This window comes from Marinobacter sp. NSM, from assembly GCF_052380025.1.
Lineage (GTDB): Bacteria > Pseudomonadota > Gammaproteobacteria > Pseudomonadales > Oleiphilaceae > Marinobacter.
In genome coordinates, this window is record NZ_JBQTCK010000003.1 from 473,271 (window position 1) to 496,760 (window position 23,490).

Annotated in this window: 21 protein-coding genes and 1 pseudogene; 8 read left to right on the forward strand and 14 right to left on the reverse strand. The window is 57.9% G+C overall.

The features are described 5' to 3' along the window. Nucleotides 1–64: 64 nt before the first annotated feature. From ACTZWX_RS09835 to ACTZWX_RS09845, 3 genes and pseudogenes are all read right to left on the reverse strand, one after another. Nucleotides 65–1,390: pseudogene (locus tag ACTZWX_RS09835) on the reverse strand (alkaline phosphatase D family protein). A 26-nt stretch (nt 1,391–1,416) separates the two neighbouring features. Then, complete coding sequence (locus ACTZWX_RS09840; protein WP_444713771.1) at nt 1,417–1,623, reverse strand: twin-arginine translocation signal domain-containing protein; 207 nt, start codon at nt 1,621–1,623, stop codon at nt 1,417–1,419. A 196-nt stretch (nt 1,624–1,819) separates the two neighbouring features. Further along, nucleotides 1,820–2,431, reverse strand: coding sequence for a Yip1 family protein (locus ACTZWX_RS09845; protein ID WP_072676108.1), 612 nt, complete (start codon nt 2,429–2,431; stop codon nt 1,820–1,822). 244 nt (nt 2,432–2,675) lie between these two features. Between ACTZWX_RS09845 and ACTZWX_RS09850 the strand changes: the two genes are divergently transcribed. After that, nucleotides 2,676–3,479, forward strand: coding sequence for a dienelactone hydrolase family protein (locus ACTZWX_RS09850; RefSeq protein ID WP_152439282.1), 804 nt, complete (start codon nt 2,676–2,678; stop codon nt 3,477–3,479). 90 nt (nt 3,480–3,569) lie between these two features. Here the strand turns inward: ACTZWX_RS09850 and ACTZWX_RS09855 are convergent, their stop codons facing one another. From ACTZWX_RS09855 to cysZ, 5 genes are all read right to left on the reverse strand, one after another. Next, a complete protein-coding gene (locus ACTZWX_RS09855) occupies nt 3,570–3,776 on the reverse strand; it encodes a cold-shock protein (protein ID WP_008172950.1) in 207 nt (68 codons plus the stop codon). A gap of 261 nt (nt 3,777–4,037) precedes the next feature. Further along, nucleotides 4,038–4,418: a fluoride efflux transporter CrcB gene (gene crcB / locus ACTZWX_RS09860; RefSeq protein ID WP_061330859.1), complete on the reverse strand. Its 381-nt coding sequence runs from the start codon at nt 4,416–4,418 to the stop codon at nt 4,038–4,040. 14 nt (nt 4,419–4,432) lie between these two features. Next, nucleotides 4,433–6,880, reverse strand: coding sequence for an acyl-CoA dehydrogenase (locus tag ACTZWX_RS09865; RefSeq protein ID WP_444713772.1), 2,448 nt, complete (start codon nt 6,878–6,880; stop codon nt 4,433–4,435). 137 nt (nt 6,881–7,017) lie between these two features. Continuing rightward, nucleotides 7,018–9,879: an RNA polymerase-associated protein RapA gene (gene rapA, locus ACTZWX_RS09870; RefSeq protein WP_444713773.1), complete on the reverse strand. Its 2,862-nt coding sequence runs from the start codon at nt 9,877–9,879 to the stop codon at nt 7,018–7,020. Nucleotides 9,880–9,897: 18 nt separating this feature from the next. After that, on the reverse strand, nt 9,898–10,647 hold the full coding sequence (gene cysZ, locus ACTZWX_RS09875; RefSeq protein WP_444713774.1) for a sulfate transporter CysZ: 750 nt from the start codon (nt 10,645–10,647) through the stop codon (nt 9,898–9,900). 95 nt (nt 10,648–10,742) lie between these two features. Here cysZ and ACTZWX_RS09880 point away from each other — a divergent pair, with 95 nt between their 5' ends. Then, nucleotides 10,743–11,147 (forward strand): VanZ family protein, encoded by a 405-nt coding sequence (locus tag ACTZWX_RS09880; RefSeq protein ID WP_444713775.1) that lies wholly within the window; start codon nt 10,743–10,745, stop codon nt 11,145–11,147. Between the two features lie 467 nt (nt 11,148–11,614). Here the strand turns inward: ACTZWX_RS09880 and ACTZWX_RS09885 are convergent, their stop codons facing one another. Then, on the reverse strand, nt 11,615–12,274 hold the full coding sequence (locus tag ACTZWX_RS09885; protein WP_444713776.1) for a class I SAM-dependent methyltransferase: 660 nt from the start codon (nt 12,272–12,274) through the stop codon (nt 11,615–11,617). Between the two features lie 106 nt (nt 12,275–12,380). Here ACTZWX_RS09885 and mnmH point away from each other — a divergent pair, with 106 nt between their 5' ends. The 5 genes from mnmH to ACTZWX_RS09910 all read left to right on the forward strand — a co-directional run bounded on the left by mnmH (nt 12,381) and on the right by ACTZWX_RS09910 (nt 16,958). Continuing rightward, nucleotides 12,381–13,490 carry a tRNA 2-selenouridine(34) synthase MnmH gene (gene mnmH / locus ACTZWX_RS09890; RefSeq protein ID WP_444713777.1) on the forward strand — a complete coding sequence of 370 codons (1,110 nt, stop codon included), beginning with the start codon at nt 12,381–12,383 and terminating at the stop codon, nt 13,488–13,490. Between the two features lie 136 nt (nt 13,491–13,626). Continuing rightward, on the forward strand, nt 13,627–14,460 hold the full coding sequence (locus ACTZWX_RS09895) for a mechanosensitive ion channel family protein (RefSeq protein ID WP_444713778.1): 834 nt from the start codon (nt 13,627–13,629) through the stop codon (nt 14,458–14,460). Between the two features lie 160 nt (nt 14,461–14,620). Continuing rightward, entirely contained in the window at nt 14,621–15,178 is a 558-nt protein-coding gene (locus ACTZWX_RS09900) for an aminoacyl-tRNA deacylase (protein ID WP_072676099.1), read from the forward strand. A gap of 77 nt (nt 15,179–15,255) precedes the next feature. Next, nucleotides 15,256–16,551 (forward strand): FAD-dependent monooxygenase, encoded by a 1,296-nt coding sequence (locus ACTZWX_RS09905; RefSeq protein WP_444713779.1) that lies wholly within the window; start codon nt 15,256–15,258, stop codon nt 16,549–16,551. A 41-nt stretch (nt 16,552–16,592) separates the two neighbouring features. Beyond that, nucleotides 16,593–16,958, forward strand: coding sequence for a histidine triad nucleotide-binding protein (locus ACTZWX_RS09910; protein WP_152439291.1), 366 nt, complete (start codon nt 16,593–16,595; stop codon nt 16,956–16,958). 375 nt (nt 16,959–17,333) lie between these two features. Here ACTZWX_RS09910 and phoU read toward each other — a convergent pair whose 3' ends face one another. The 5 genes from phoU to ACTZWX_RS09935 all read right to left on the reverse strand — a co-directional run bounded on the left by phoU (nt 17,334) and on the right by ACTZWX_RS09935 (nt 22,837). Next, nucleotides 17,334–18,056 (reverse strand): phosphate signaling complex protein PhoU, encoded by a 723-nt coding sequence (gene phoU / locus ACTZWX_RS09915; protein ID WP_072676097.1) that lies wholly within the window; start codon nt 18,054–18,056, stop codon nt 17,334–17,336. Nucleotides 18,057–18,086: 30 nt separating this feature from the next. Continuing rightward, nucleotides 18,087–18,974: a phosphate ABC transporter ATP-binding protein PstB gene (pstB, locus tag ACTZWX_RS09920; RefSeq protein ID WP_444713780.1), complete on the reverse strand. Its 888-nt coding sequence runs from the start codon at nt 18,972–18,974 to the stop codon at nt 18,087–18,089. 11 nt (nt 18,975–18,985) lie between these two features. After that, the gene (gene pstA, locus ACTZWX_RS09925; protein ID WP_444713781.1) at nt 18,986–20,263 is read right to left on the reverse strand and encodes a phosphate ABC transporter permease PstA; all 1,278 of its coding nucleotides are present in this window, start codon (nt 20,261–20,263) and stop codon (nt 18,986–18,988) included. Continuing rightward, complete coding sequence (gene pstC, locus ACTZWX_RS09930; protein WP_444713782.1) at nt 20,256–21,644, reverse strand: phosphate ABC transporter permease subunit PstC; 1,389 nt, start codon at nt 21,642–21,644, stop codon at nt 20,256–20,258. Before pstC ends, pstA begins: the two co-directional genes overlap by 8 nt. A 143-nt stretch (nt 21,645–21,787) precedes the next feature. Further along, entirely contained in the window at nt 21,788–22,837 is a 1,050-nt protein-coding gene (locus ACTZWX_RS09935) for a substrate-binding domain-containing protein (protein WP_444713783.1), read from the reverse strand. A gap of 191 nt (nt 22,838–23,028) precedes the next feature. On the opposite strand from ACTZWX_RS09935, the gene ACTZWX_RS09940 reads away from it, so the two are divergent. Further along, a complete protein-coding gene (locus ACTZWX_RS09940) occupies nt 23,029–23,433 on the forward strand; it encodes an acyl-CoA thioesterase (protein ID WP_444713784.1) in 405 nt (134 codons plus the stop codon). Nucleotides 23,434–23,490: the final 57 nt, after the last annotated feature.

A 23,490-nucleotide genomic window follows, 5' to 3' on the forward strand; every position in this document is an offset into this window, starting at 1 on the left:
ATCGGCGGCCTCATCACATTAGCCTGCGACCGGGCCCGGGGCAATCACCGGGCCCGGTCCGGCATCATGAAGCCAGGAGTTGCAGACTGCGCTGCCCTTCGCCGGGCAAAACCTGCCTGGTCGCAGATGGTTGTTGGTCGGCTTCATAATCGCGACTTTTGACGGTATCAACAAAGTACCAGTCAGCGCGCGCATGCTCTGGGGTGAACGTCACCAGCATATACCCCCTCTGGCTGATGTCGAGGTAGTCCAGATCATCAACCAGCAGTCGGATGCCCTGCTCAACTTGCGGAATCATCTCTGCCGGCAGCCCCAGATACCCCTCCAGCCCGGGCGAGGTCACCGAGGCCGTGGCAAACTCCACGCCTATCTGTCGCCCATCAATATCCTGGAGGTTGTTGGCCCAGGCGTTGTGGGTATCACCGGCCAGCACGACCAGATTCCTGTCCAGTTGGCGGGCGGTGGCGAGAACCACTTCCCGTTCGTGCTGGTAGCCATCCCAGGCATCCAGGTTATAGGATGCTGCCAGTTCAAGCCGCGCCAGTTCCTATTCGGTAAGTGTGGGGTTACCCTGCAGCGCCCGGGCTTTCAGCGTTGCCAGTTCGGCCAGTGATGCCGGCAGGTTTTCCAGATTCTGTGTCGCAATGGCCATCAGCAGCTCGGCGGGCAGGTTCATGCGCCCCATCAGCACCTGCTGGCCAAGCACCTGCCAGGTGGCCGTGCCCTGCGCAAGTGCCGACTGCAACCACAAAAGCTGTTCGGCGCCCAAAAGGGTGCGGTTCGGATCCCCTACTGCCGCCCGGAAAGCATCTACATCCAGGCCGCCTTCCCCGAGGTAGTTCATGTAATCCAGCTGCTGGTCACGGCCAATAATGCGGGTATGCAGCATATGCAGGTCAACCAGGTCACCAAACCGGAAACTCCGATAGATGGTTTCGTGACTACCCTCTATTACCGGGCGGATCGGCATCCACTCAAAGAAGGCCCGCAAGGCCGCTATTTTGCGTTCCCCGAAATCACCTTCGCCGAGCTCCGGATTGTGGTTCTCTGCACCCTCGCGCCAGGTGTCGTTGGTGACCTCATGGTCGTCCCATACCACGATGAACGGCATAACGCGGTGCAATTCCTGAAGGTCATCGTCCTTGCGATAGATGCGGTAGCGTTGGCGGTAATCCTGCAGAGTAATCAACTCCAGATTATTGGCCTCCGGGAAGGTGCGCCCCAATGCCTCGGCATCTGCTGCTGCGTAGCTGTCGGCCTCACTGCTGTATTCGTGGATGTAGTCTCCCAAATGAACCAGGGCGTCCAGATCCTGTCGGGTGGCAATCTCCCGATAGACATTGAAATAGCCCGCCGGATAGTTGGAGCACGAGACAACAGCCAGCTTCACTTGATCAATGCTGCCCTCAGGGAGGGTTATGGTAGTACCAACAGGCGATGTGCTGTTGGCGGAGCGGAATCGGTAGAAGTAGCGCTGGCGACACCATGGGTGAATTCAACGCTGCTATCGAACACACAACCCGCCAATCCGGTTGAGACAGCTACTGCTCCCATCCCCAAGGCCGAGGCTTTCAGAAAATCCCTGCGTGTTAACCGTGCCATTCTGTTCCCCTTATTATTCATTCTGAGCTTGTTCTGTTGTGGGCGGCCGCCCGATTCGCGACCGCAGACCAAACGCTAGACTGCTCAGATGAAAACCGCGTTGCCGGATTGCGACATCCCTGTGGCAAATGCCGACAACTGGGGGAAGGCAGGCACCAGGTCACAAAAAAAGGGAGCCGAAGCTCCCCTTTGATAGCTGATGATTGGCAGGTTACGACTACCCGCTGACAAACACCGGGCCGACACCGAAGTTCCAGAGAATGACCGAGCCAACACGAGTAGAAACGAGAATCACCAGGGCAACGGTCAGCAGGGCCCCGCCGTACATTACCGCACGCTCTTTCTCGATCCCCATCACGATGGGCAGGCCGTCATACATCAGCCAGGCACCGTAACAGGCTGCCGCCAGAAACACAGCCGCGTTGAACCATGGCACCGGGTACAACAGCGCAAAGCCAGCCAGGAACAGCGGAGTGCAGGAATAAGCCGCCAGGGCAATACCGTTAGAAGGTACGTGTTCCTCTTTGGCACCGTAGGTTTTTGCCATCCAGTTAATGGCGTAGCCCAGGGCAAAGACGCCCACCAGCATGGCAATGTATGTCAGGACGCTCAGCTGCAACGCACTGATTTCCGTCAGCTTGATCAATCGCTCGTTGCCGACGGACCAGCCGAAATGCGCGGTTGAGATGTAAGCACAGATCGGCGCGATGGCTGCCAGAATAACCACATAGGCAACATACAGCCGGGTTGGATGTTCGTGTTCTTTCTTTATGGATGCCCACTCTTGGTCCGGGTGGGTAAACAGACCAAACGCATGTGACAGGAGCATAGACCACCCCCTCGTTATTGATGTTATTGGTATGGGTGGATACGGTGCCTGAACGAGTTCAGACTTATCACCGTTCCTGTTCTTAACTATAGTCAAGAACGGTCAGGTTGAAAGCAGCACCTGATGCCATTTTGTTCGCGAATCCGGTGCTCTCAGATCATTTGGTTCTGTAAGCAGTATTCATCGGGTATGTCTGAACACTCGTATGACAAGGAATCCAAAACCAGACAAGGAGATGACCCACATGCCTGGAATCAGAAAAACAACTCACCTCACTGCGCTCGCCCTGGCCATTGCCGGCGCCAGTGCCAACGCGGAACTTCGCACCGAAACGGTCACCTATGAAGTGGATGGCCAGACCTTTAGCGGCTACATGGCCTGGGATGATGAAGACGAGGGCAAACGGCCCGGCGTTCTGGTGGTTCACGAGTGGTGGGGTCATAACGCCTTCGCCCGTGAGCAGGCAGAAAAGCTGGCTGCAGCAGGCTACACAGCCTTTGCCCTGGACATGTACGGTGACGGCAAGCTGGCTGAACACCCGGATACCGCCCAGGAATTCATGCAGGAAGCCACCAAAAACATAGATCAGGTGAAAGCCCGTTTCATGAAGGCCAAAGAACTGCTGCAGAACCACGAAAGCGTGGATGCTGGCCGTATTGCCGCCCAGGGTTACTGTTTCGGCGGTGCCGTGGTATTGAACATGGCTCGGCTTGGCGTTGATCTTGCAGGGGTGGTCAGCTACCACGGCGCGCTGTCCAGCCCGGTTCAGGCAGAAGCTGGCAAGGTAAAAGCCAAAGTGCAGGTTTACACCGGTGGCGCCGACCCGATGGTGCCTTCAGAGCAGGTGGCAAGCCTCGTTCGGGAGATGCAGAACGCGGAAGTGGACCTGACACTGGTGAGCTTCCCCGGAGTAACCCACTCTTTCACCAACCCTGGCGCAGACAAGGTTGCCGAACAGTTCGGGATGCCCATCGCCTACGATGAAACCGCTGCTGCCCGGTCCTGGAACGGCACCATGCAATTCTACAGTGAGATTTTCGCTCGCTGACCCGGTCGGGCCGGGTTAACGGCCCGGAATGCCAACAAAAAAGGCAGCCGAGGCTGCCTTTTTCTTGGTTATTGCTGAATCCCGTTAGGATTACAGAGCAACAACGTTCTCCGCCTGAGGACCTTTCTGGCCCTGAGTTACGGTGAACTCGACCTGCTGGCCTTCTGCCAGGGTCTTGAAACCAGAGCCCTGAATGGCGCTGTAGTGAACAAATACGTCCGGGCCGCCTTCACGAGTGATAAAGCCAAAGCCTTTTGCTTCGTTGAAGAACTTAACAGTACCGGTAGTAGTAGACATACTTAAACTTCCTGAAATCAATCATATTATCTGCTGCCACACACCTTCATGGTGTTGGTCAGCGTTTGACGGAAAAACTGAACTCGCGGGATCAAAAACAGGACGGTCACTACTAACTGCGGAGGTACGTCTTATTCATGAACTGCTTGGCTAATCTTTCCTACACGGACCACTCTACTCTGGAATTCCCGGCTTGCCAAGGGGCTTTTCAATAATTTATGTAGGTAGTCATACCCAGTTCCGGCGGCGCCCACGTACCCTTCAGCCCTTGATCAGACTGAAGGTATAAAAGCCCAGGGCAGTCATAAGAATAGACCCCACCACGTGGGCGATAATACCGGTGAGTGCCATGGCCCACTTGCCTTCCTGCAGTGCACCGAACATTTCCAGGGAAAAGGTCGAGAAGGTGGTCAGCGCGCCGCACAAGCCCGTGATGGCAAACAAACGCCATTCCGGTGCCAGAGCGTTACTCTGGGTAAAAAAACCAATCAGTAAGCCAACCAGCCAGCCGCCACTGAGATTGGCCACTAGAGTGCCCCAGGGCACCGCGTGGTAACTGGCATTCAGCCATAAGCCGAGCGCCCAACGAAGGTTGGCGCCGATCACGGCGCCAACGCTGACTGCAACCACTGAAAGCCACACCGCAACCTGCTCCGTCAGGCCAGGTTGTGGTCAATCAGGGTATCCTTGTTGCTGGCAAACTCATCAAACGGGAAGTCATCCACGGTGAGCATCTCCAGCACCACCTGCTCATACTGGCGCATGAAATCTGCTTCTTCCTTGGTGTAGATGCCCGCTTCCAGAGCCGCTTCAAAGCGCTCTTCCGGGTGCAATGCCGTCATCGGCAGTTCACCCTTGGCATAGGCCTTGGTGGCTTTGCGGTAGAGCTGCTCGGCCTTGTCGTAATCCTTGAGCAGACCGTTGTAGCGGGCTACCGGATTTTCCACGGTACCTTCGCCATCGGCGGTCCAGGCACCCGCCATCAGCTTGTTGCGGATGGGCGTATCGGTAGAGATCGCCCGCGCCAGCTTGCGCGCCAGATCATCGTGAGGCGTATCCCAGCGACATCCCAGCGGCAAGGTTACCGCCCGCAGGGCCAGGGCCACCGGACGATTCGGCAGGTTCTGCAGGAACTGATCCAGGGCCTGCTCAGTACGGTGTAACAAAAATGCCAGGCTGTACTGCATCAGCTCTTTCTCGCCTTCCACTGGCTGGGTCTCATGCCAGTTTTTCAGCACCATGGATGCCAGATAAAGGTTGGACAGCATGTCGCCGAGACGGGCGGAGATCAGCTCACGCATTTTCAGCTCACCGCCCAGTGTGGTCATGGCGGCATCGGCACACAGCCCAAAGGCGGAGCTGAACCGTGCCAGGGCCTGGGCATACTTGCGCGAAGCGCTGTCAAACGGCACATCGGCCTTGCCGACGCCCAGGGCCTGGGTGAACGCACGGGCGGCGTTACCAAATATCAGGCCGGCATGGCCAAAGAACGCCTCATCGAACGCCTTGATGTCGTCATTATCCTTGGCGGCCAGTTCTTTCAGGACGTACGGATGGCAACGGATCGCACCCTGCCCGAAGATCATCAGGCTGCGGGTCATAATGTTGGCACCTTCAACGGTGATTGACACCGCCGCACCGCTGAAACCGATCCCCAGATAGTTACGGGGGCCGAGGGTAACCGTTTTACCACCGTGAACATCCATGGCGTCGGTCAGGATTTCACGCTGGAACTCGGTCAGGTGGTACTTAAGGATCGCCGACGGTACCGCCGGTTTTTCACCCCGGTCGATCATGTTGGCGGTATGGTTCACCGCCGACTGGGCAATGTAGGTTTTCGCAGCAATGCGAGCCAGGGGCGCCTGCACACCCTCCATATCCGCCACCGGCGTATTGAACTGACGGCGAATGCGGGTGAATCCGCCAGCCGTGCCCACGGAGTAGGCGGCAGCACCAGCCGCACCAGACGGCAGGGTGATGCAGCGGCCGACAGACAGGCACTCAACCAGCATACGCCAGCCCTGGCCGGCCATTTCCTGGCCACCGATGATGTAATCCAGCGGGATAAACACATCTTTGCCCTTGATGGGTCCGTTCATGAACGGAGTACCGATCGGGCAGTGGCGACGACCGATTTCCATGCCGTCGGTGTCCCGGGGAATCAGGGCACAGGTAATACCGTAGTCTTTGGTGTCACCCAGCAGACCGTCCGGGTCAAACATCCGGAACGCCAGACCCACCACGGTGGCCACCGGCGCCAGGGTAATCCAGCGTTTCTCGAAGTTCAGGCGGATGCCCAGCAGTTCCTTGCCATCCACTTTCTGTTTGCAGACGATGCCGGTATCCGGCAGCGACGTTGCATCCGAGCCTGCCCGCGGGCCAGTGAGACCAAAACAAGGCACTTCACGGCCATCGGCCAGGCGTGGCAAATAGTAGTTTTTCTGTTCTTCGGTGCCGTATTTGACGAGCAGCTCGCCCGGGCCAAGGGAATTGGGCACACCCACGGTCACCATCAGCATTTCGTTGGCCGCCAGCTTCTGCAGCACGGCGGTTTGGGCTTTTGCCGAGAACTCCAGGCCACCGTATTCCTTCGGAATGATCATGCCGAAGAATTTCTCTTTCTTGAGGAAGTCCCACAGTTCTTTCGGCAGGTCAGCCCGCTCCACCGCCAGATCCCAGGCATTGCACATGGAGATCGCCTGGGTACATTGGTTATCAACGAATGCCTGTTCTTCGTCGCTCAACCCGGTATGACGGTTAATCAGCAGGTTATGCCAGTCCGGGCGACCGGTAAACAGCTCGCCGTCCCAGCCCACGGTGCCAGCCTCCAGCGCCACCTTTTCTGTCTCCGAGACCTTGGGCGCCACCTTCTTGAACATGGCGAACACCCGCGGGGTAAGCCAGTTGATCCGGAACTGCGGAAGCCCCGCCATCGCGGTAACGGCCGCACCAACAAATAACACCAGCGCGAGCCAGCCAGAGCCCGAGAAAAGGGCGATCACACCCACCACCGCCATAACACCAATAGCAGGCTTTGCACCGGATTCGCGGCGCAATACAAACAGCAGGCCGCCCAATGCGATCAGAAACAGTATCAACGTCATCACAGGTTCTCTCTGTCTTCCGTGGATTGGAGTCTTTGGACAATAACCAAAGCCTTATAACACTTCGTTACGTTCAACTTACTCTATCAGATGCCATGTTGCCAGATAACGCCCGCAACTCAGCCAGTTAGTCCACTTCAGGAGGTAACAATCACCCGAATACCTTCCAGCGCAAGACTGGCGTGCCCAACCGCTTCCCGGGCCGCGTCCAGCTGGCCGCGCAGAAAGTCGATCTCCTCACTGCGAATCGCCGGGTTTACCCTCTGCAATGCCTCCAGCCTGCGCACCTCCGGAACAAAGCCCGCCTCAACCTGCGCCAGCGCTTGCGCCTGCAGCTGCGCCAGATGCGGCTCTGCCAGTCGCTCAACGTGGTCCACCATGGTTTCCACCTCGGCCCGGATTTTCGGAACGATAGCCTGTGCCGTGCGCCGGCGAATGTTGGAACACAGCTCATTCAGGCGATCATGAGGTAACGCGTTGGACAGGTCCCGGCCATTCACATCCACCACCAGTCGCAGCGGTGAAACCGGCAGATAGCGGGTCAACTGCAGGGACTCCGGCGCCGGGCAGTGTACGGCAAACAAGGCTTCCAGCAGCAGGGTGCCGGGCGGCAGCGCCTTCACGGACAGATTGGCCAGCGCGGCCTTGCCCAGGCCCGAGCTGGTGACAGAATCCATCACGCCGGTCACCATCGGATGCTCCCAGCTCATGAACGCCATGTCTTCCCGCTGCAGGGCCTGTTCGCGCTCCCAGGTGACGGTCAGGCCGTCCTCCGGCAGCTCGGCAACATGGCCAGCCTGGTATTGTTCGCCAGGCTTGAGCACATCGGCATGCTCACTGTGGTCTTCAATATCCACACCCAGAATATCGAACGCCTGCACCATGTAATCACGGACCTGGGCCGAGCTTTCCTCCTGTTCGATACTGGCAATCAAGGCTTCGGCTTCATCCCGGCGGCAGGAGTTGAGCTCAATCAGGGCATCCCGGCCATTGTGCAGCAGGGTTTTGAGCCGCGCAGTTTCCTCGGCGCTGCTCGCCAGCATGGGTTCCAGAGCGGCGTCATCGCCCTCCAGCGCTTTCTGCCACTCGTCACCCACCTGATCGTGAACTGCCACACCTACGGCACAGCTCTCGGCAAAGGCATTCAACCCTTCCTGGAACCAGCGGTACTGCACTTCCTGACTGGTGCCCTGCAAGTAGGGTATGTGAATCCGGATGGCTTCGTTCTGACCGATACGGTCCAGCCGGCCAATTCGCTGCTCCAGCAGGTCCGCGTTGGCGGGCAAATCAAACAAAACCAGGTGATGGGCAAACTGGAAGTTGCGGCCTTCACTGCCGATTTCCGAGCAGATCAGCGCCTGGGCGCCCTGCTCGCTGTCGGCAAAATAGGCGGCGGCACGATCCCGCTCCAGCAGGCTCAGGTGCTCGTGGAAGGCGGCACTGCGAATGCCGGCCCGCAGCTGCAAGTAATGCTCCAGCGCCATGGCGGTATCAGCCCGGGCGCAGATCACCACCACTTTGGCTGGCCGCAGGCTGGCCAGTTTTTTCTCCAGCCAGGCCACTCTCGGATCCTTCGCCAGCCATTGTTCTTCCGGCACTGTCTGTTCAGGCGCCAGGCCAACATCGCCGTAGCGGCAGTCATCGTAAAGGGCAGGACACGGCAGAGGTTCCGGCAGCGGCTGGCGCTCCGGGAAGCCCTGAATCGCTGCCCGGGTGTTGCGGAACAGCACCCGGCCAGTGCCGTGCCGGTCCAGCAGCGCATCGATCACCGCCTGATGCGCATCATCCCGGGCCAGAAGCTCCTCCAGTTCATCACCCAGCCAGCCGGCAAGGGCCGTTTCGTCTTCAGGGCTGATGTGGTCCGGGGTTTCAAGCAGCCGGCGCGCCACTTTGTTGATCGTCTCGTATTGCTGTTCCTCCTCCCGGAACGCGTCCAGGGAGTGGAACCGTGCGGGGTCCAGCAAGCGCAAACGGGCGAAATGACTGGCCACACCCACCTGCTCCGGTGTGGCCGTCAGCAGCAGCAGGCCTTTGCTGGCCTCAGACAGGCTTTCAACCACCTGATATTCCGGGCTGGCCTGCTCCGGCGACCAGGCCAGGTGGTGGGCTTCGTCTACCACCATCAGATCCCAACCCGCCGCCAGGGCATGGTTGCGGGCCTGTTCGCTTTCAACCAGAAAATCGAGACTGCACAACACCAGCTGGTCTGCCTCGAACGGGTTGACGCTGTCGTCGTCACCGAAGATGTGGTTTACCAGCGCGTCCACATCGTCTTCCTTGGCCTTGATGTCGTCGTAGCGGCTTTGATCCACAATAGAAAAGCGCAGGTTGAAGCGGCGCAGCATTTCCACCAGCCACTGGTGAATCAGCGAATCCGGCACCACAATCAGCGCCCTTCGGGCCCGGCCGGTGTGCAGCTGATAGTGCAGGATCAGGCCAGCCTCTATGGTTTTGCCCAGCCCCACCTCATCGGCCAGCAACACTCTGGGGGCATGGCGGCGCGCCACTTCGTGGGCAATGTACAGCTGGTGCGGCAGATGCTGGGTGCGCGCACCAATTAATCCCTGGGCCGGGGAGGCCCGCAGGCGGTCCAGGTGCTGAAGGGTAGACACCCGCAACCGGAAAGCGCCGTTTCGGTCAAACTGACCGGCGAACAGGCGCTGGTGCGGGGCCGAAAAATTGACCGAACCGGCCAGCTTTACCTCGGAGATCTGCTGGATATTTTCGCCGTCATCGGCGTGGTACATCAGAACGCCATGGAGCTCCTCTACCGCACGGACCACATAGCGGTCACCCTCGAAGGTCTCAATTTCCTCACCCAGCTGGTAGACAATGCGCGACAAAGGCGCATTATCGACGGCATAGGTGCGTTCTTCATCGGCCGCCGGAAACCCCAGGGTAACTCTGCGCCCCGAGATATCGGTGACGATACCTAAACCTAAAGCGGTATCGCTGTGGCTGACCCAACGCTGACCGATGACAAATTCCGATGTTTCCAAGAAACCTCCGCAAGCAAGTTACTGTTGATTCGATGTATTTTCCCGCACCCAGTAGGCGGTTGCTCCGCACACTGCAGCCGGCACCACCACCAGATTAAGCACCGGCACCATGGCCGCCAGGGCCACCGGCAAGCCGAAACCCAGTGCTGACAGCCGCTGGGCCGCAAGATCCCGGCGCAGACGGGCAAAACTGACTTTATGGTTGTCAGCCGGATAATCCACGTACTGCAACGCCATCATCCAGCTGTTGAACAGGAACCAGAGTAAGGCCGCCACCAGGTTGACGACAGGAATCAGGCCTATGATGAACAGGCCCAGGGCGCGGGGAAGGTAATAGGCGATCTTCTGAACCTCGCGCCAGAGAATTCGCGGGGTATCCTTCAGCAGGGCTGCCCAGCCTTCGTCCGGATTGACCTCTTGGCCGGTCAGGTGCTTTTCGGTAAGCTCGGCCAGGTAGCCGTAGAATGGCGAGCCTATGAGATTGGCAACAATCACAAAGCCGTAGGCCAGCATGAGCAGAATCACCACGCCGTAAAGCAGCCAGAACAACCAGTCCAGGGCCTGCAACCAGGCCCAGTCCGGCAGCCAGGCCATGGCGCCGGCGATCATCGCCGAAAACAGTTCCGCCATGAAATAGAACATCAATCCAAACAGAAGGATGTTGATCACTAGGGGAATGATGACGAACAGACGCAGGCCAGGCAGGCGGATCAACCTGAAACCTTCGCCCAGATAACCCAGTCCTCTGAAAAAGTTACCGTTGAGCATTGCTGGTGATCCTCCGCTGCCATGACAAAAACGGGGCGCAAAGCATATCATGTCATGATCGTTCCCACAGCCCGCAACAACGCCCGGATGACTTAATGCTCCAATTTCAGCAAACCGTCTATACCCTTCTGCGCATGCGCCGGCTCTGGCAGGCAGTCTTGCTGGTCTCGGTGGCCGCCATCCTTTACCTGGCCACCACCAGCTCCAGCTATCCGATCCCCGCGGCTGCCAACGACAAGGTCAATCACATCATTGCGTTTATCGAGCTGACCATAGTCACCCGGCTGGCCTGGCCTCGTCTGAGCGCATTCTGGTACGCGCCGGCGCTGCTGGGCTTCGGCCTGGCCCTGGAGGCGGTTCAAGCCAACCTGCCCTACCGTGACTTCTCCATTGCGGACATACTGGCGGACGCCCTGGGCATCGCCATCGGCATGCTCCCTTGGCCCGGCATCCGTAATGCCGGCCGGCTGGATTTGAGAAATTCGCCCGATTCCGTGTGAGATATTTCCTACAAGCATGTGAGACCTTGTAGCTGCGTAGCGTGCGCGGACGCAAGCGTTCACCCAAAAAAATCACTTATATTAATGATTTTCAATGAAAAACATTAAAGCCCAAAGTTTCGTGTTCAATGAATCGTGCACAGTTCACACGCCTGCAAAGTTGGGATTGGTATGATGTTCAACGTCAAGGATGACAGGGAAAAGGATGACGCACTGGATGCACCCCTGCAGGGATTGTGGGGAGAGGCAAGGAAACAGGGACGCCTCGCTTAAGGGATAACGAATCGGATGGCTGGCTCGGACGCTGGCACCAGGGAACGGAGTGATGGATCCGGCAACAAGGTAGTTGCCCACCGCGCACGGAGGCGCCAACCTGTTCCAAATCTGAACTGCTCAGGATGGCGGCTCAGTACCTGCAAAGGGCATCCTGACGGTTGCCCTTTATTTTTTCACCCCCCTGCCCATTGCTACCTGCTGCCCTGCGCAAGATAGATGCGCACCTTATTGAACTCCTCAAATTCGTTCAGATCCGGCCAGGTTCTTGCCTCAATCACCGCCTGCTGTTCATACGCCGGATTGGCCAGATTCCTGACCCGGGAATCCGCCAGCAACACCTGGTCAGCGGCCGCACGAAATGACTCCAGCAGAGGCCGGTTATCTGGGTCGTATAGCACATCAGCCGCGGTGATCAGGTCCAGCTGCCCGGGCCGTTGCGCCCAGTCTGCGCACAGCTCCACCTGCACCCCGTTCAACTCAGCGTTGGCTGCAGCCGCATCCAGTGCTGCCGGGTCAATATCACAGGCAATGGCCCTGGCCGCCCCGGCCCGCGCCGCAGCCACCGCCACCACGCCTGACCCGGAGCCGAAATCCAGTACCGTTTTGCCCGCCACCAGATTCGGGTGGTCCAGAATCCACTGGGCCAACACCTGGCCACTGGCCCAGCAAAACGACCAGTACGCTGGTTCAGCCACCACGGCCTGAGCCTCATCATGGCTCAACGGCCCCTCAAGCACCGATGGATCAAACAGATAGAGCGGCAAACTCGGGCAGCCGGCCGGCGCCGATTGGGCCACCCGGCCGCGACTAAGGGTTTTGCGCAAGTGCAGATTGAGTGTTTCCGGATTCATCACTGGTCCTTTCAGGCCGTTTCCGAGGCGGCATTGTACCCTTTGGCCGGGATATCAACAGTCCGGTATACTGCCGCCTCACTCTGAGTAACAGCGACTCGTGGAAATGGCCAGCAGACCCGACACCGATGACTACCTCAACCTGTTCCTGAACGACATCCCGTTAATGGATGTGCGGGCACCGGTGGAGTTTGCCAAAGGCAGTTTTCCCTGTGCTGAAAATGCACCGCTGATGAACGATGAAGAACGGCACCGGGTGGGTATCTGCTACAAGGAGAAAGGTCAGGACGAAGCCATCAAGCTGGGCCATCAACTGGTCTCAGGCGACATCAAGGCGCAGCGCATAGAGGCCTGGAACCGCTTCATCGCCAGACACACCGAGGGATACCTTTTCTGCTTTCGTGGCGGGCTACGCTCACGGCTGACCCAGCAATGGATCAAAGACGCAGGCATTGACTACCCCCTGGTGAAGGGTGGCTACAAGGCGCTTCGGCGTTTCCTGATCGACAGCCTGGACCAACTGATTGCCAACGGTGATTACCGGATTCTCAGCGGACGCACCGGCACTGGCAAAACCCGTGTCCTGCTTGGGCTGCCCAATCCGGTCGACCTTGAAGGACTGGCCAACCACAGAGGCTCCAGTTTTGGCCGACAGGTTACGCCGCAACCTTCCCAGATAGACTTCGAGAACCGTGTGGCGGTTGCCATGCTGAAGGCGCATCACCTGACTGGTGGCTCAATCTACCTGGAAGATGAAAGCCGACTGATCGGCCGCTGCGCCCTGCCGGAGTCCCTGCGGGCACGAATGGCGGAATCGCCGTTGATGATTCTGGAACAACCCATGGAAGAGCGGGTTGCGATCATTCGCGCCGACTACGTAGAGGCCATGCTGCAGGACTACATTTCAAGAGACGGTGAAGAGGCCGGCTGGCTCAACTTCCGGGATTACCTGCTCAGTGCCCTGGACCGGATACGCCGGCGCCTGGGTGGTGAACGCTACCAGCAGCTCCGAGACCTGATGATCCAGGCGCTCGACCAGCAGCAGGCGAACGGCGCCCTGGACGGCCACCATGCCTGGATCGAAACTCTGCTCAACGACTACTACGACCCGATGTACGACTACCAGCTCAGCCAGAAACAGGGGCGGATTCTTGTACGCGGCAATCCGGAAACCATTCGCGACTACGCCAGAAACCACCACAAGCTCCTGAAATAAAGCGATTACAACATCTCTACGCAATGCAGGTTTAATCCATTTGTGCTCTATACTGCGTAGAGTCGGATTCCCTTGCGGCAATCGATTGTCCAGGCAGTTACACCTCAAAAAACACTAACGAACAAGGAGCTCCCCTATGGAAGACCTCTTCAGTGCCGACGGGCAGGCTACCCAATGGATGGATCAGGCAGTCGCCCTGACCATGGCCTATGCCCCCAAGGTGTTGCTGGCCATCATAACCCTGATCGTGGGTATGTGGCTGATCAACCGTTTTGTTTCGGTTCTTGACAAGAAACTGGGCCAAAAAGACCCCACCCTGAACAAATTCCTGTGCGGGCTCATCGGCGCGGTTCTTAAGGTATTGCTACTGATCTCGGTCGCCTCGATGATCGGTATTGCCACCACTTCCTTCATTGCCGTTATCGGTGCCGCCGGCCTTGCCATAGGTCTGGCTTTGCAGGGCAGCCTGGCGAACTTCGCAGGCGGTGTGCTGATCCTGATATTCAAACCTTTCAAAGTCGGTGATGTGATCGAAGCCCAGGGCTTTCTGGGTAGTGTGGTGGAAATCCAGATCCTCTACACCGTGGTCAATACCTTCGATAATCGCCGCATTGTTATTCCCAATGGCAGCCTGTCAAACGCCAGCCTTATCAATATGAGTGCTTATGAAACCCGACGTTGCGACATGACCTTCGGCATTGGCTATAACGATGATATTGATAAGGCCAAAGCCATCTGCAAGCGCCTGATCGAGGAAGACGAACGCGCCCTGAACGATCCCGAACCCCTGATCGTGGTTGGCGGCCTGGGAGACAGCTCCGTTGACCTGACAGTCAGAGCTTGGACCAAATCCGCAGACTTGTGGCCGTTCTACTGGGATATGCAGGAAAAGGTCAAGAAGGCCTTCGATGCAGAAGGCGTATCCATTCCGTTCCCTCAGCGCGATGTACACATGTACAAGGTCGAATGACGCGAACGGTTACACACAAATACAGATGGATACTCGCAAACAGCTCAACCTGGGCTAAGCTGTCGGTAAGAAGGGGCGCCCGCCCCTCTTGCCATCGGGGCCAGGCCCGGGAAGGCAGATGGCTCCACAACACCGACCATGCTGTCAGGAGGTTGTGACTATGCCGGTGAAGCAGTTAACAGAGTTCCTGGACGAGGCAGGTGTGGAATACATGTGCCTCTCCCATCCCCCCGCCTTCACGGCCCAGCAGCTGGCTCATCACGTCAAGATCGCCGGCGACCGGGTTGTTAAAACCGTCATCATCGAACTCGATGGCAAAATGGCCATGCTGGTGATGCCCGCTACCTGGCGGGTGCGCTGGGATCGGCTCTCCCGGGTGCTGGACACCGATTTCGTGGATCTTGCCGACGAACAGGAATTCCAGGACCGATTTCCCGAGTGCGAGGTGGGCGCCATGCCACCGTTCGGCAACCTGTTCGGCATGACGGTCTATTGCGCCGAAGTGCTGACGGAGCAGCCGGAACTGGCCTTCGCCGCCGGCACCCACACCGAATCCATTCACATGAAAACCGCAGATTTCCTGCAACTGGTCCACCCCATGGTGATCAACCAGGGCTTCACCCGGCCAGGCGCCCAGAAACCGGCCTGGCTGACGAAAGGCCGTCAACGGCCGGAAACCACTGAGGAAAAGACCGTATCCAGACTCGCGGGGTACTGAAACCCGGCGGATTGATCCCGGTCGCTTGTCTGGCTCGTGGCATCGCGTAAACTGATGCCATCAGACAGGAACCGGATATGACCCAAGCATTTGACATCATCATCGTTGGCGCCGGCATGGTCGGCGCCGCCCTTGCCAATGGCCTTGGCCAGCAGGGCATCACGGTCGGCCTGATTGACAAGGCCGAGCCCTCGGACTTTGACGCGGATGCCAGCCCCGATATCCGGGTATCAGCGCTCAGTGCCGGCAGCGAGCGCTATTTGCAAAGCCTGGGCGCCTGGCGCCGCATTCAGGCCATGCGCGCCACACCCTATCGCCGCCTGGCGGTGTGGGACGAGACCCCGCACCCACTCAGCCGTCTGCTGCCCGGCTCGTTGACCGAAGTGGAATTCAGTGCGGCCGATCTCGGCGCAAGCCATCTGGGCCATATCGTCGAAAACAGCATCACCCAGAACGCCCTGTGGCAAACCCTACAGGACGAACCCGACGTCACGCTGATTACCGGCCAGGGGCTCAAGGCGCTGACACAGAATGCCGAGCGTGCAACGATCACCCTGGACGATGGTACAGAACTGAGCGCCCAACTGATTGTCGGGGCCGACGGCGCGATGTCCAGAGTGCGGGAACTGGCCGGCATTGGCGTGACCCGTGACCAGTACGAACAACAAGCCATGGTGATTTCGGTCCGCTACCTGGGCCAGCCCGAGGACATTACCTGGCAGGGCTTTTACCCCAGCGGCCCCAGAGCCTTCCTGCCCCTGCACAGTGCGGGCGAGCAATACCCCGGTGAAACCTGGGGCTCTTTGGTGTGGTACGACAACCCGGCAAGGCTCGCTGAACTCAAGGCCATGGACAACATCACACTGATGGCGGAAATCCGCAAGGCATTCCCGGCACGCCTGCCGATGCTGACCCACATCGACGCCAAAGCCAGCTTCCCCATCGCCCGACAGCACGCCAAACACTATTTCCTGAACCGCGTGGTACTGGCCGGCGACTCCGCCCACACCATCAACCCCCTGGCCGGCCAGGGGGTGAATCTCGGCTTTCAGGACGCCCAATGCCTGCAGGGCCTTTTAAAAGAGGCCCGCCGCAGCGGCGATGACCTGGCCGGTGAACGCTGGTTGGCACTTTATGAAAAGCAACGCCGACCCGCCAACCGCCGCATGATGCTGGCCATGGACCTGTTCTATCATCTGTTCAGCAACGCCATCCCGCCGGTACACCTGGCCCGCAACCTGGGGCTTGGCGCTGCCCGCGCTTTGCCCTTCGCCCGCAACGGTGTAGCTCGCTACGCCATGGGCCTGGACGAGGAGCTGCCGGCCGTGGTCAGGCAGATTACTTCCCGGATTCCGGGTCTGAATCAGCTTTAACACCGAACAATAACCCCAAGGACAACCGAAAAGGAGCCACCATGTCAGAGACGATTTTCACCAAGATCATCAACCGGGAAATCCCCGCCGACATTCTCTACGAGGATGACGTTGCCCTGGCGTTCAGCGACATCAATCCTCAGGCGCCGGTGCATTTCCTGGTTATCCCGAAGAAGGCCATTGCCACGATCAACGACATCACCGAGGATGATCGGGAAGTGGTGGGGCATCTGTATGTGGTGGCAGCGAAGATTGCCAAAGAGAAAGGCTTTGCCGACGATGGCTATCGGGTTGTGATGAACTGCGGGGAAAATTCGGGGCAGACAGTGTTCCATATCCACCTGCACGTTCTTGCCGGCAAACCGCTGGGCTGGCCGCCTTATACTGACAAGATGAAGCAGGCCTGATTCTTCTACCTTCTTTTCCGGCACGCGGCTTAGGAGTAGGCATCCGAGCCGGTAGTGCTGTTCGGGAGACGCTCAAAGCATCCATGCGCGCTTAGCTTTGGCCATCCATGGCCAAAGATACTCCCGAACAGCACTACCGGCCCGGCTGCACCAGGCCTGGTGCCAAGCCTTCCAAAGCATCGAGTCTCAGGCTAGGGAAACCCATGCCTTGGTTCGGCTGGCTGGTGTGCGGGTTGGCTTTACGGGACTATCTTTCGCCAGGGATGGCGAAAGCTAAGCGCCCACGGATGGCTTGAGCGTGTCCCGTAAAGCCAACCCGCATGCCAGCCCTCCTCCAAAGCCCGCCCCCACGACAACGGGAACGGGATTTTAACGTTAACGGCCAACCACCTTCTCGGCTTCTTCCACGGGCGTATGGCGAACATCCTCGCCTTTGACCATGAAGATGACGTTCTCAGCAATGTTACAGGCGTGATCACCCACCCGCTCCAATGCCCGCAGAACCCACATCACCGACATACAGCGTGAAATGTTCCGGGTATCTTCCATCATGAACGTCAGCAACGTACGAGCCGCTGCCTGATACTCCTCATCTACCCGCTTGTCTTCCTTCATCACCCGCAGCGCCTGCTCCGAATCCAGACGCGCAAACGCATCCAGCGCATCGTGCAGCATGCTCAGCACATGAGTGGTAATGTGGCGAATTTCAACATATCCACGGGGCGCCTGACCTTCCTCGGACAACTTGATGGCCATCTTGGCGATCTTCTTGGCCTCATCGCCAACCCGCTCAAGGTCCGCCACCATCTTGATCACCGCAATCACCAACCGTAAATCCCGAGCCGTGGGCTGGCGGCGGGCGATGATCAGCGTGGCCTCTTCATCCAGATCCACTTCCATACGGTCAACCTTCTTGTCTCCCGCACGGACGTCTTCGGCCTGGTGACCATCACCGTCTACCAGCGCCTGAACTGCGCGCTCAACCTGGCTTTCAACCAGACCACCCATGTTCAGAAACTGGGTTTTCAGTTCGGTCAGCTCGTCATTGAACTTGTGGGAGATGTGATCCCCGTATACATCGTCCTTTTTATTCGGCATATCTGATATCTCCAATGTTCCCCGATGCCCTTAACCAAAGCGGCCAGTAATGTAGGATTCCGTCAGCTCGTGCTCCGGCGAGGTGAATACCTTGTCAGTCTCATTCACCTCCACCAGGTGGCCCAGATGGAAATAGGCGGTACGGTTAGAAACCCGAGCTGCCTGCTGCATGGAGTGGGTCACAATCACGATGGTGTAACTCTCCGACATCTCAGCAATCAGCTCTTCCACTTTTGCGGTGGCGATCGGGTCCAGGGCCGAGCATGGCTCGTCCATCAGGATCACTTCCGGACTAACAGCAATGGCCCGGGCGATACACAGGCGCTGCTGCTGGCCGCCAGACATACCGGTCGCGGTGGCACCCAGGCGATCTTTAACCTCATCCCAAAGACCGGCTTTGCGCAGGCTGTTTTCAACGATCTCATCAAGATCGGATTTTCGGTTGGCAAGACCGTGAATTCGAGGGCCGTAGGCCACGTTGTCGTAGATCGACTTGGGGAACGGGTTCGGCTTCTGGAACACCATGCCCACCCGGGCCCGCAGTTCAACAACGTCCCGTTTCGGGTCATAGATATCATGCTCGTCGAGCATCAGCTGACCTTTGACCCGGCAGATATCAATGCTGTCGTTCATCCGGTTCAGGCACCGCAGAAAGGTCGATTTGCCGCAGCCGGAGGGCCCGATAAAGGCAATGACTTCGTTACGGCCAATGTCCAGGCTGACGTTCTTTATAGCCCGATCCTGACCATAAAACACTTCCACATTACGCAGCTTGAACTTGGGGTCATCAGCGTAGGGGATCCCAACGGTCGCTCCTTCTTCAATGACCGTTTCCGCTGGCCGCTCGTCTTTTACCGGGACAATGGTCTCTTCCGGCATGTCCGCCTCACTCGTGATTGTCGGATTCATGGTATTCATTAGTACTCTCCTTACCACCGGCGCTCAAGACGTTTGCGCAGCCAAATGGCCAGTGCATTCATACTGATCATGAAGGTCAGCAGGATCATAATGCCCGCTGACGCCAATTCGATAAAACCCTGTTCCGCGCTGCTGGCCCACAGATAGATCTGTACCGGCAGTACCGTGGCGGAGCTGAAGAAGCCGTCCGGAATCTCCACGATAAACGCGACCATCCCTATCAGCAGCAACGGAGCGGTTTCACCCAACGCCTGCGCCATACCGATGATGGAACCGGTCATCATGCCCGGCATCGCCAGGGGTACCACGTGGTGCATCACCACCTGCATCTTGGAGGCACCGATGCCCTCAGCTGCCTCGCGAATGGAGGGCGGCACACTCTTGATGGCGGCGCGGCTGGAGATGATGATGGTAGGCAATGTCATCAGTGCAATGACCAGACCGCCCACCACGGGAACCGAACGCGGCATGCCAAACAACCCGATAAACACCGCCAGGCCCAGAAGACCAAAAATGATAGATGGCACCGCCGCCAGGTTGTTGATGTTCACCTCGATAAAATCAGTGAACTTGTTCTGTGGCGCGAACTCCTCAAGGTAGACTGCCGCAGCAACGCCAACCGGGAAAGCGATCACCAGGGTCACCGCCATGGTCAGCAGAGACCCGACGATGGCACCAAGGATACCGGCATTGGATGGCTCGCGGGAGTCACCAGACTGGAAAAACACGTCGTTGAAGACTGTTTCTATGACGCCTTGCTCCAACAGGTAATCGACCCACTCGATCTGCTGATCTGACAGTCGCACGCTGTAACTCGGGTTATCGGCATGCTTCACATACACCGACACCCGATCATGGGCCAGAAAGGTCATAGTCTGAGTAGTGCCAAGCAGCTCTGGCTGGCTGCGGAGCAAGTCTCGGATCTGATTCGCACCATAGCTACCCACCAAACGGCTCAACTCGCGCTGAGCCGCTCGGTCTTCCACATCCGGAATCAACTCACCAAGCGCATTGATGATCGGTGCGTTGAAATCCGCCATAGAGATCTGGTCAGCATCGGTGGGGTCATCCAGGTACATGGCCTCACCATTCAATTGAACATCCAGGGTGATCGTGGTTTTAATAAAACCGGTGTAACCCTTGCCAATGATATCGACAAACAGGATCACCAGTGCCGACAAAGCGATCGCAATGGCGGCCATGCCATAGGCCCGAAACCGCCGTTCCTTGCGATACCGACGTTTCAGGGACTGGCGGACAATCTCCGCCTGGGAGCGTTGATCAGTCATACTGTTCCCTATATTTACGCACAATCTTGAGGGCAATCACGTTCAGAATCAGTGTCACCACGAACAGCATCATGCCCAGGGCAAAGGCTGCCAGGGTCTTGGCGCTGTCGAATTCCTGGTCGCCGGTCAGCAGGGTGACGATCTGCACAGTGACAGTGGTGACAGAATCCAGCGGGTTGGCGGTGAGATTAGCAGCCAGGCCTGCGGCCATCACCACAATCATGGTTTCACCGATGGCGCGGGAAGCTGCCAGAAGAATGCCACCCATAATACCGGGCAGCGCCGCCGGGAAGATGACCTGTTTCATGGTTTCAGACTGGGTGGCGCCAAGAGCCAGAGAACCATCGCGCAGGTTCTGGGGCACTGCATTGATCACGTCGTCAGACAACGAAGACACGAACGGGATAATCATCACTCCCATCACCAGGCCAGCCGCTAGGGCGCTCTGGGATGAAGCATTGAGGCCTACGGTCTCGGCCAGGTCCCGGATAAACGGCGCCACGGTCAAGGCGGCGAAGAAGCCGTAAACCACTGTCGGAATACCCGCCAGCATTTCCATCATCGGCTTGATCACCGAGCGGGCCTTTTTACCGGCGTACTCGGAAAGGAAGACCGCCGACAGCAAACCAACCGGCACGGCCACAATCAATGCAATGGCGGAAATCAGCAGCGTACCGGTAAACAGCGGAATCATGCCGAAGGAACCGTCTGCACCTACCTGGTCGGCGCGCAGCGCAGTTTGGGGACTCCAGTTTGCACCCAGAAAGAACTCCCAGAAAGGCACCTTGCCGAAGAACCGGATGGTCTCGAAGATCACCGAAAAAATGATACCCACCGTCGTCATTACGGCTACGGCGGCGCACACAAAGAAGATTCTCCGCAGCGTGGTTTCAACACTCTCACGGGCGTTGATGTGAGGCGCTACCCGGAACCAGGCAACAACAGCGCCCAGCACCGCAATCAACAGGACCAGAATCGTTTTAAAGTTCTTGCTCTGGTCTCGCAGCGTCTCCAGTAACGACGCGGCACCCGCAATATGATCCGGTACGAACTCCGGGTTAAGCCTGCCCGCCGCGACATTGCCGATCTGGGAGACGACCAGGCTGGCCTGCCCGGCCGACTGGGGCATGGCCTCCGGGGGCAGGGACCCGATCACAATATTCTGGATAACCTTGCCTTCAAATCCCGCCCACAAAGCGAGCGTAATCAACGCGGGAATTCCGCACCACAATGCCGCCCTCGCAGCATAGTAAAACGGCAGTGATTTGAGATTACGTATACCACCGAGTGGCTCCGCCACGGCTCGCGAGCGCATATAGGCAAGGCTGTACGCCACCACTGCGAGCACAAGAACGATAGGCAACAAATTGGCCGATTGCATAACTATCTCTTTCCTGGAAGGGTTTCGAGCTGACCTATTGTGCCAGCAAACCCGAAGGATCTTTACTGGATACAACAAAGGAACGCAGCCTGCCGGCTGCATTCCTCTCTTTTCCGATCATCCCTGATCTGCCGCTGTAACGCTTACAACTCGTTACCGGTCATGGATTTCAGGGCCCTGGCATCCTTGGCCACCTGCATACGCGTGCTGCGCGGGTTGGGGATCAGGCCGACGTCTACCAGATAGCCGTTGTCGCCCCAGGCGCCCTCGCTGGTGAATTCGTTGACGTATTCCTGGATACCCGGAACCACACCCACATGGGCTTTCTTCACGTAGAAGAACATGGAACGAGCAACCGGATAGCTGTCATCACCGATGGTGTCCTGGGTGGGTGCAACGCCATCAATGTTGGCAACCTGCAGCTGGTTACGGTTCTCTTCGTAGAAACTGAAGCCGAATACACCGTAAATGCCATTATCACGCATCAGCCGCTGTACGATCAGATTGTCGTTTTCACCGGCTTCGATGAAGGCACCGTCTTCACGCATGTTGTGGCAGATGGCGCGCATGTCGCCCTTGCTCTTGGACTTGATCCAGTCGTACTTCTTACAGCCACCTTCCATTGCGATTTCCACGAAGGCGTCACGGGTACCGGAAGTCGGAGGCGGGCCCATTACGCTGATGGCGATGTTGGGCAAGTCAGAGCTGATATCGCTCCACTTCGTGTACGGGTTCGGCACCAGGTTCTCGCCGCCGTCCGGGTTCGGAACGTCTTTGGCCAGGGCCAGGAACAGTTGCTGCAGAGACAGATTCAGTTCCGGGGCATCGTTGCCAGCAGCAATCACAATACCGTCGCTGCCGATGCGCACTTCGGTGATATCTTTAACGCCGTTGGACTGACAAAGCTCAAACTCACTCGACTTCATGCGACGGGAAGCATTGGTGATGTCCGGGTGCTGGGTGCCAACACCGGCGCAGAAAAGCTTCAGACCACCGCCGGAACCGGTAGATTCCAGTTTCGGGGTCGGGAAGTCGGTGTTACGACCAAAACGCTCGGCAACCACAGTGGCGAACGGGTAAACAGTGGAAGAACCGACGATGTTGACGGTATCACGGGCCATGGCCGGGGTAGATACCGCCACAATGCTGCCAGCCAGGGCAACAGAGGCAAGAGCTGCTTTCAGTTTCATCACGTTAAGTCTCCATTATCGGTGGACGTTGTGTATGGATCTGCTTTACCGATAAGTGCATCCTAAGGAGTGTCTGTGACAAATTTGTTACAGCATTTGAAATATAGACGTCATTGTTCAAATTTTCTTGCAGCACGCCGCCAGCCCGTTACCATGCAGGGAAAACAACTCATAAGTATCTACAGGCGACGCCCATGACTGCATACGATGACGACAAACCCAAACCCCGCGGGGAACTCACCCTGCAAGTGGTGCCCCTGCCCTCAGACACCAACCCCAACGGCGATGTGTTCGCCGGCTGGCTGGTGAAACAGATGGACATAGCCGCCGCCACCATGGCCGGGCGTATTTCACAGGGCCGCAATGCCACCGTGGCCATGGACCGGATGGAATTTCTCTCACCTTTGCGGGTGGGCTCCCAGGTGGGCTGTTATTGCGAGCTGGTGGATATTGGCCGCAGCTCGATGAAAATCAATGTGGAGGTGTGGACCCTGGACCGCGCCTCAAAAAACCCGCGCAAGGTCACAGAGGGCCTGTTTGTGTACGTGGCGATTGATGAGCACGGCCGCATTCGGGAAGTGCCGGAACAAGGCCGCTGAACGGTTCCGCCACCGGTTCAGGGCCGGCATGACACCCGGCCCTCTCCCTTGAGTGCC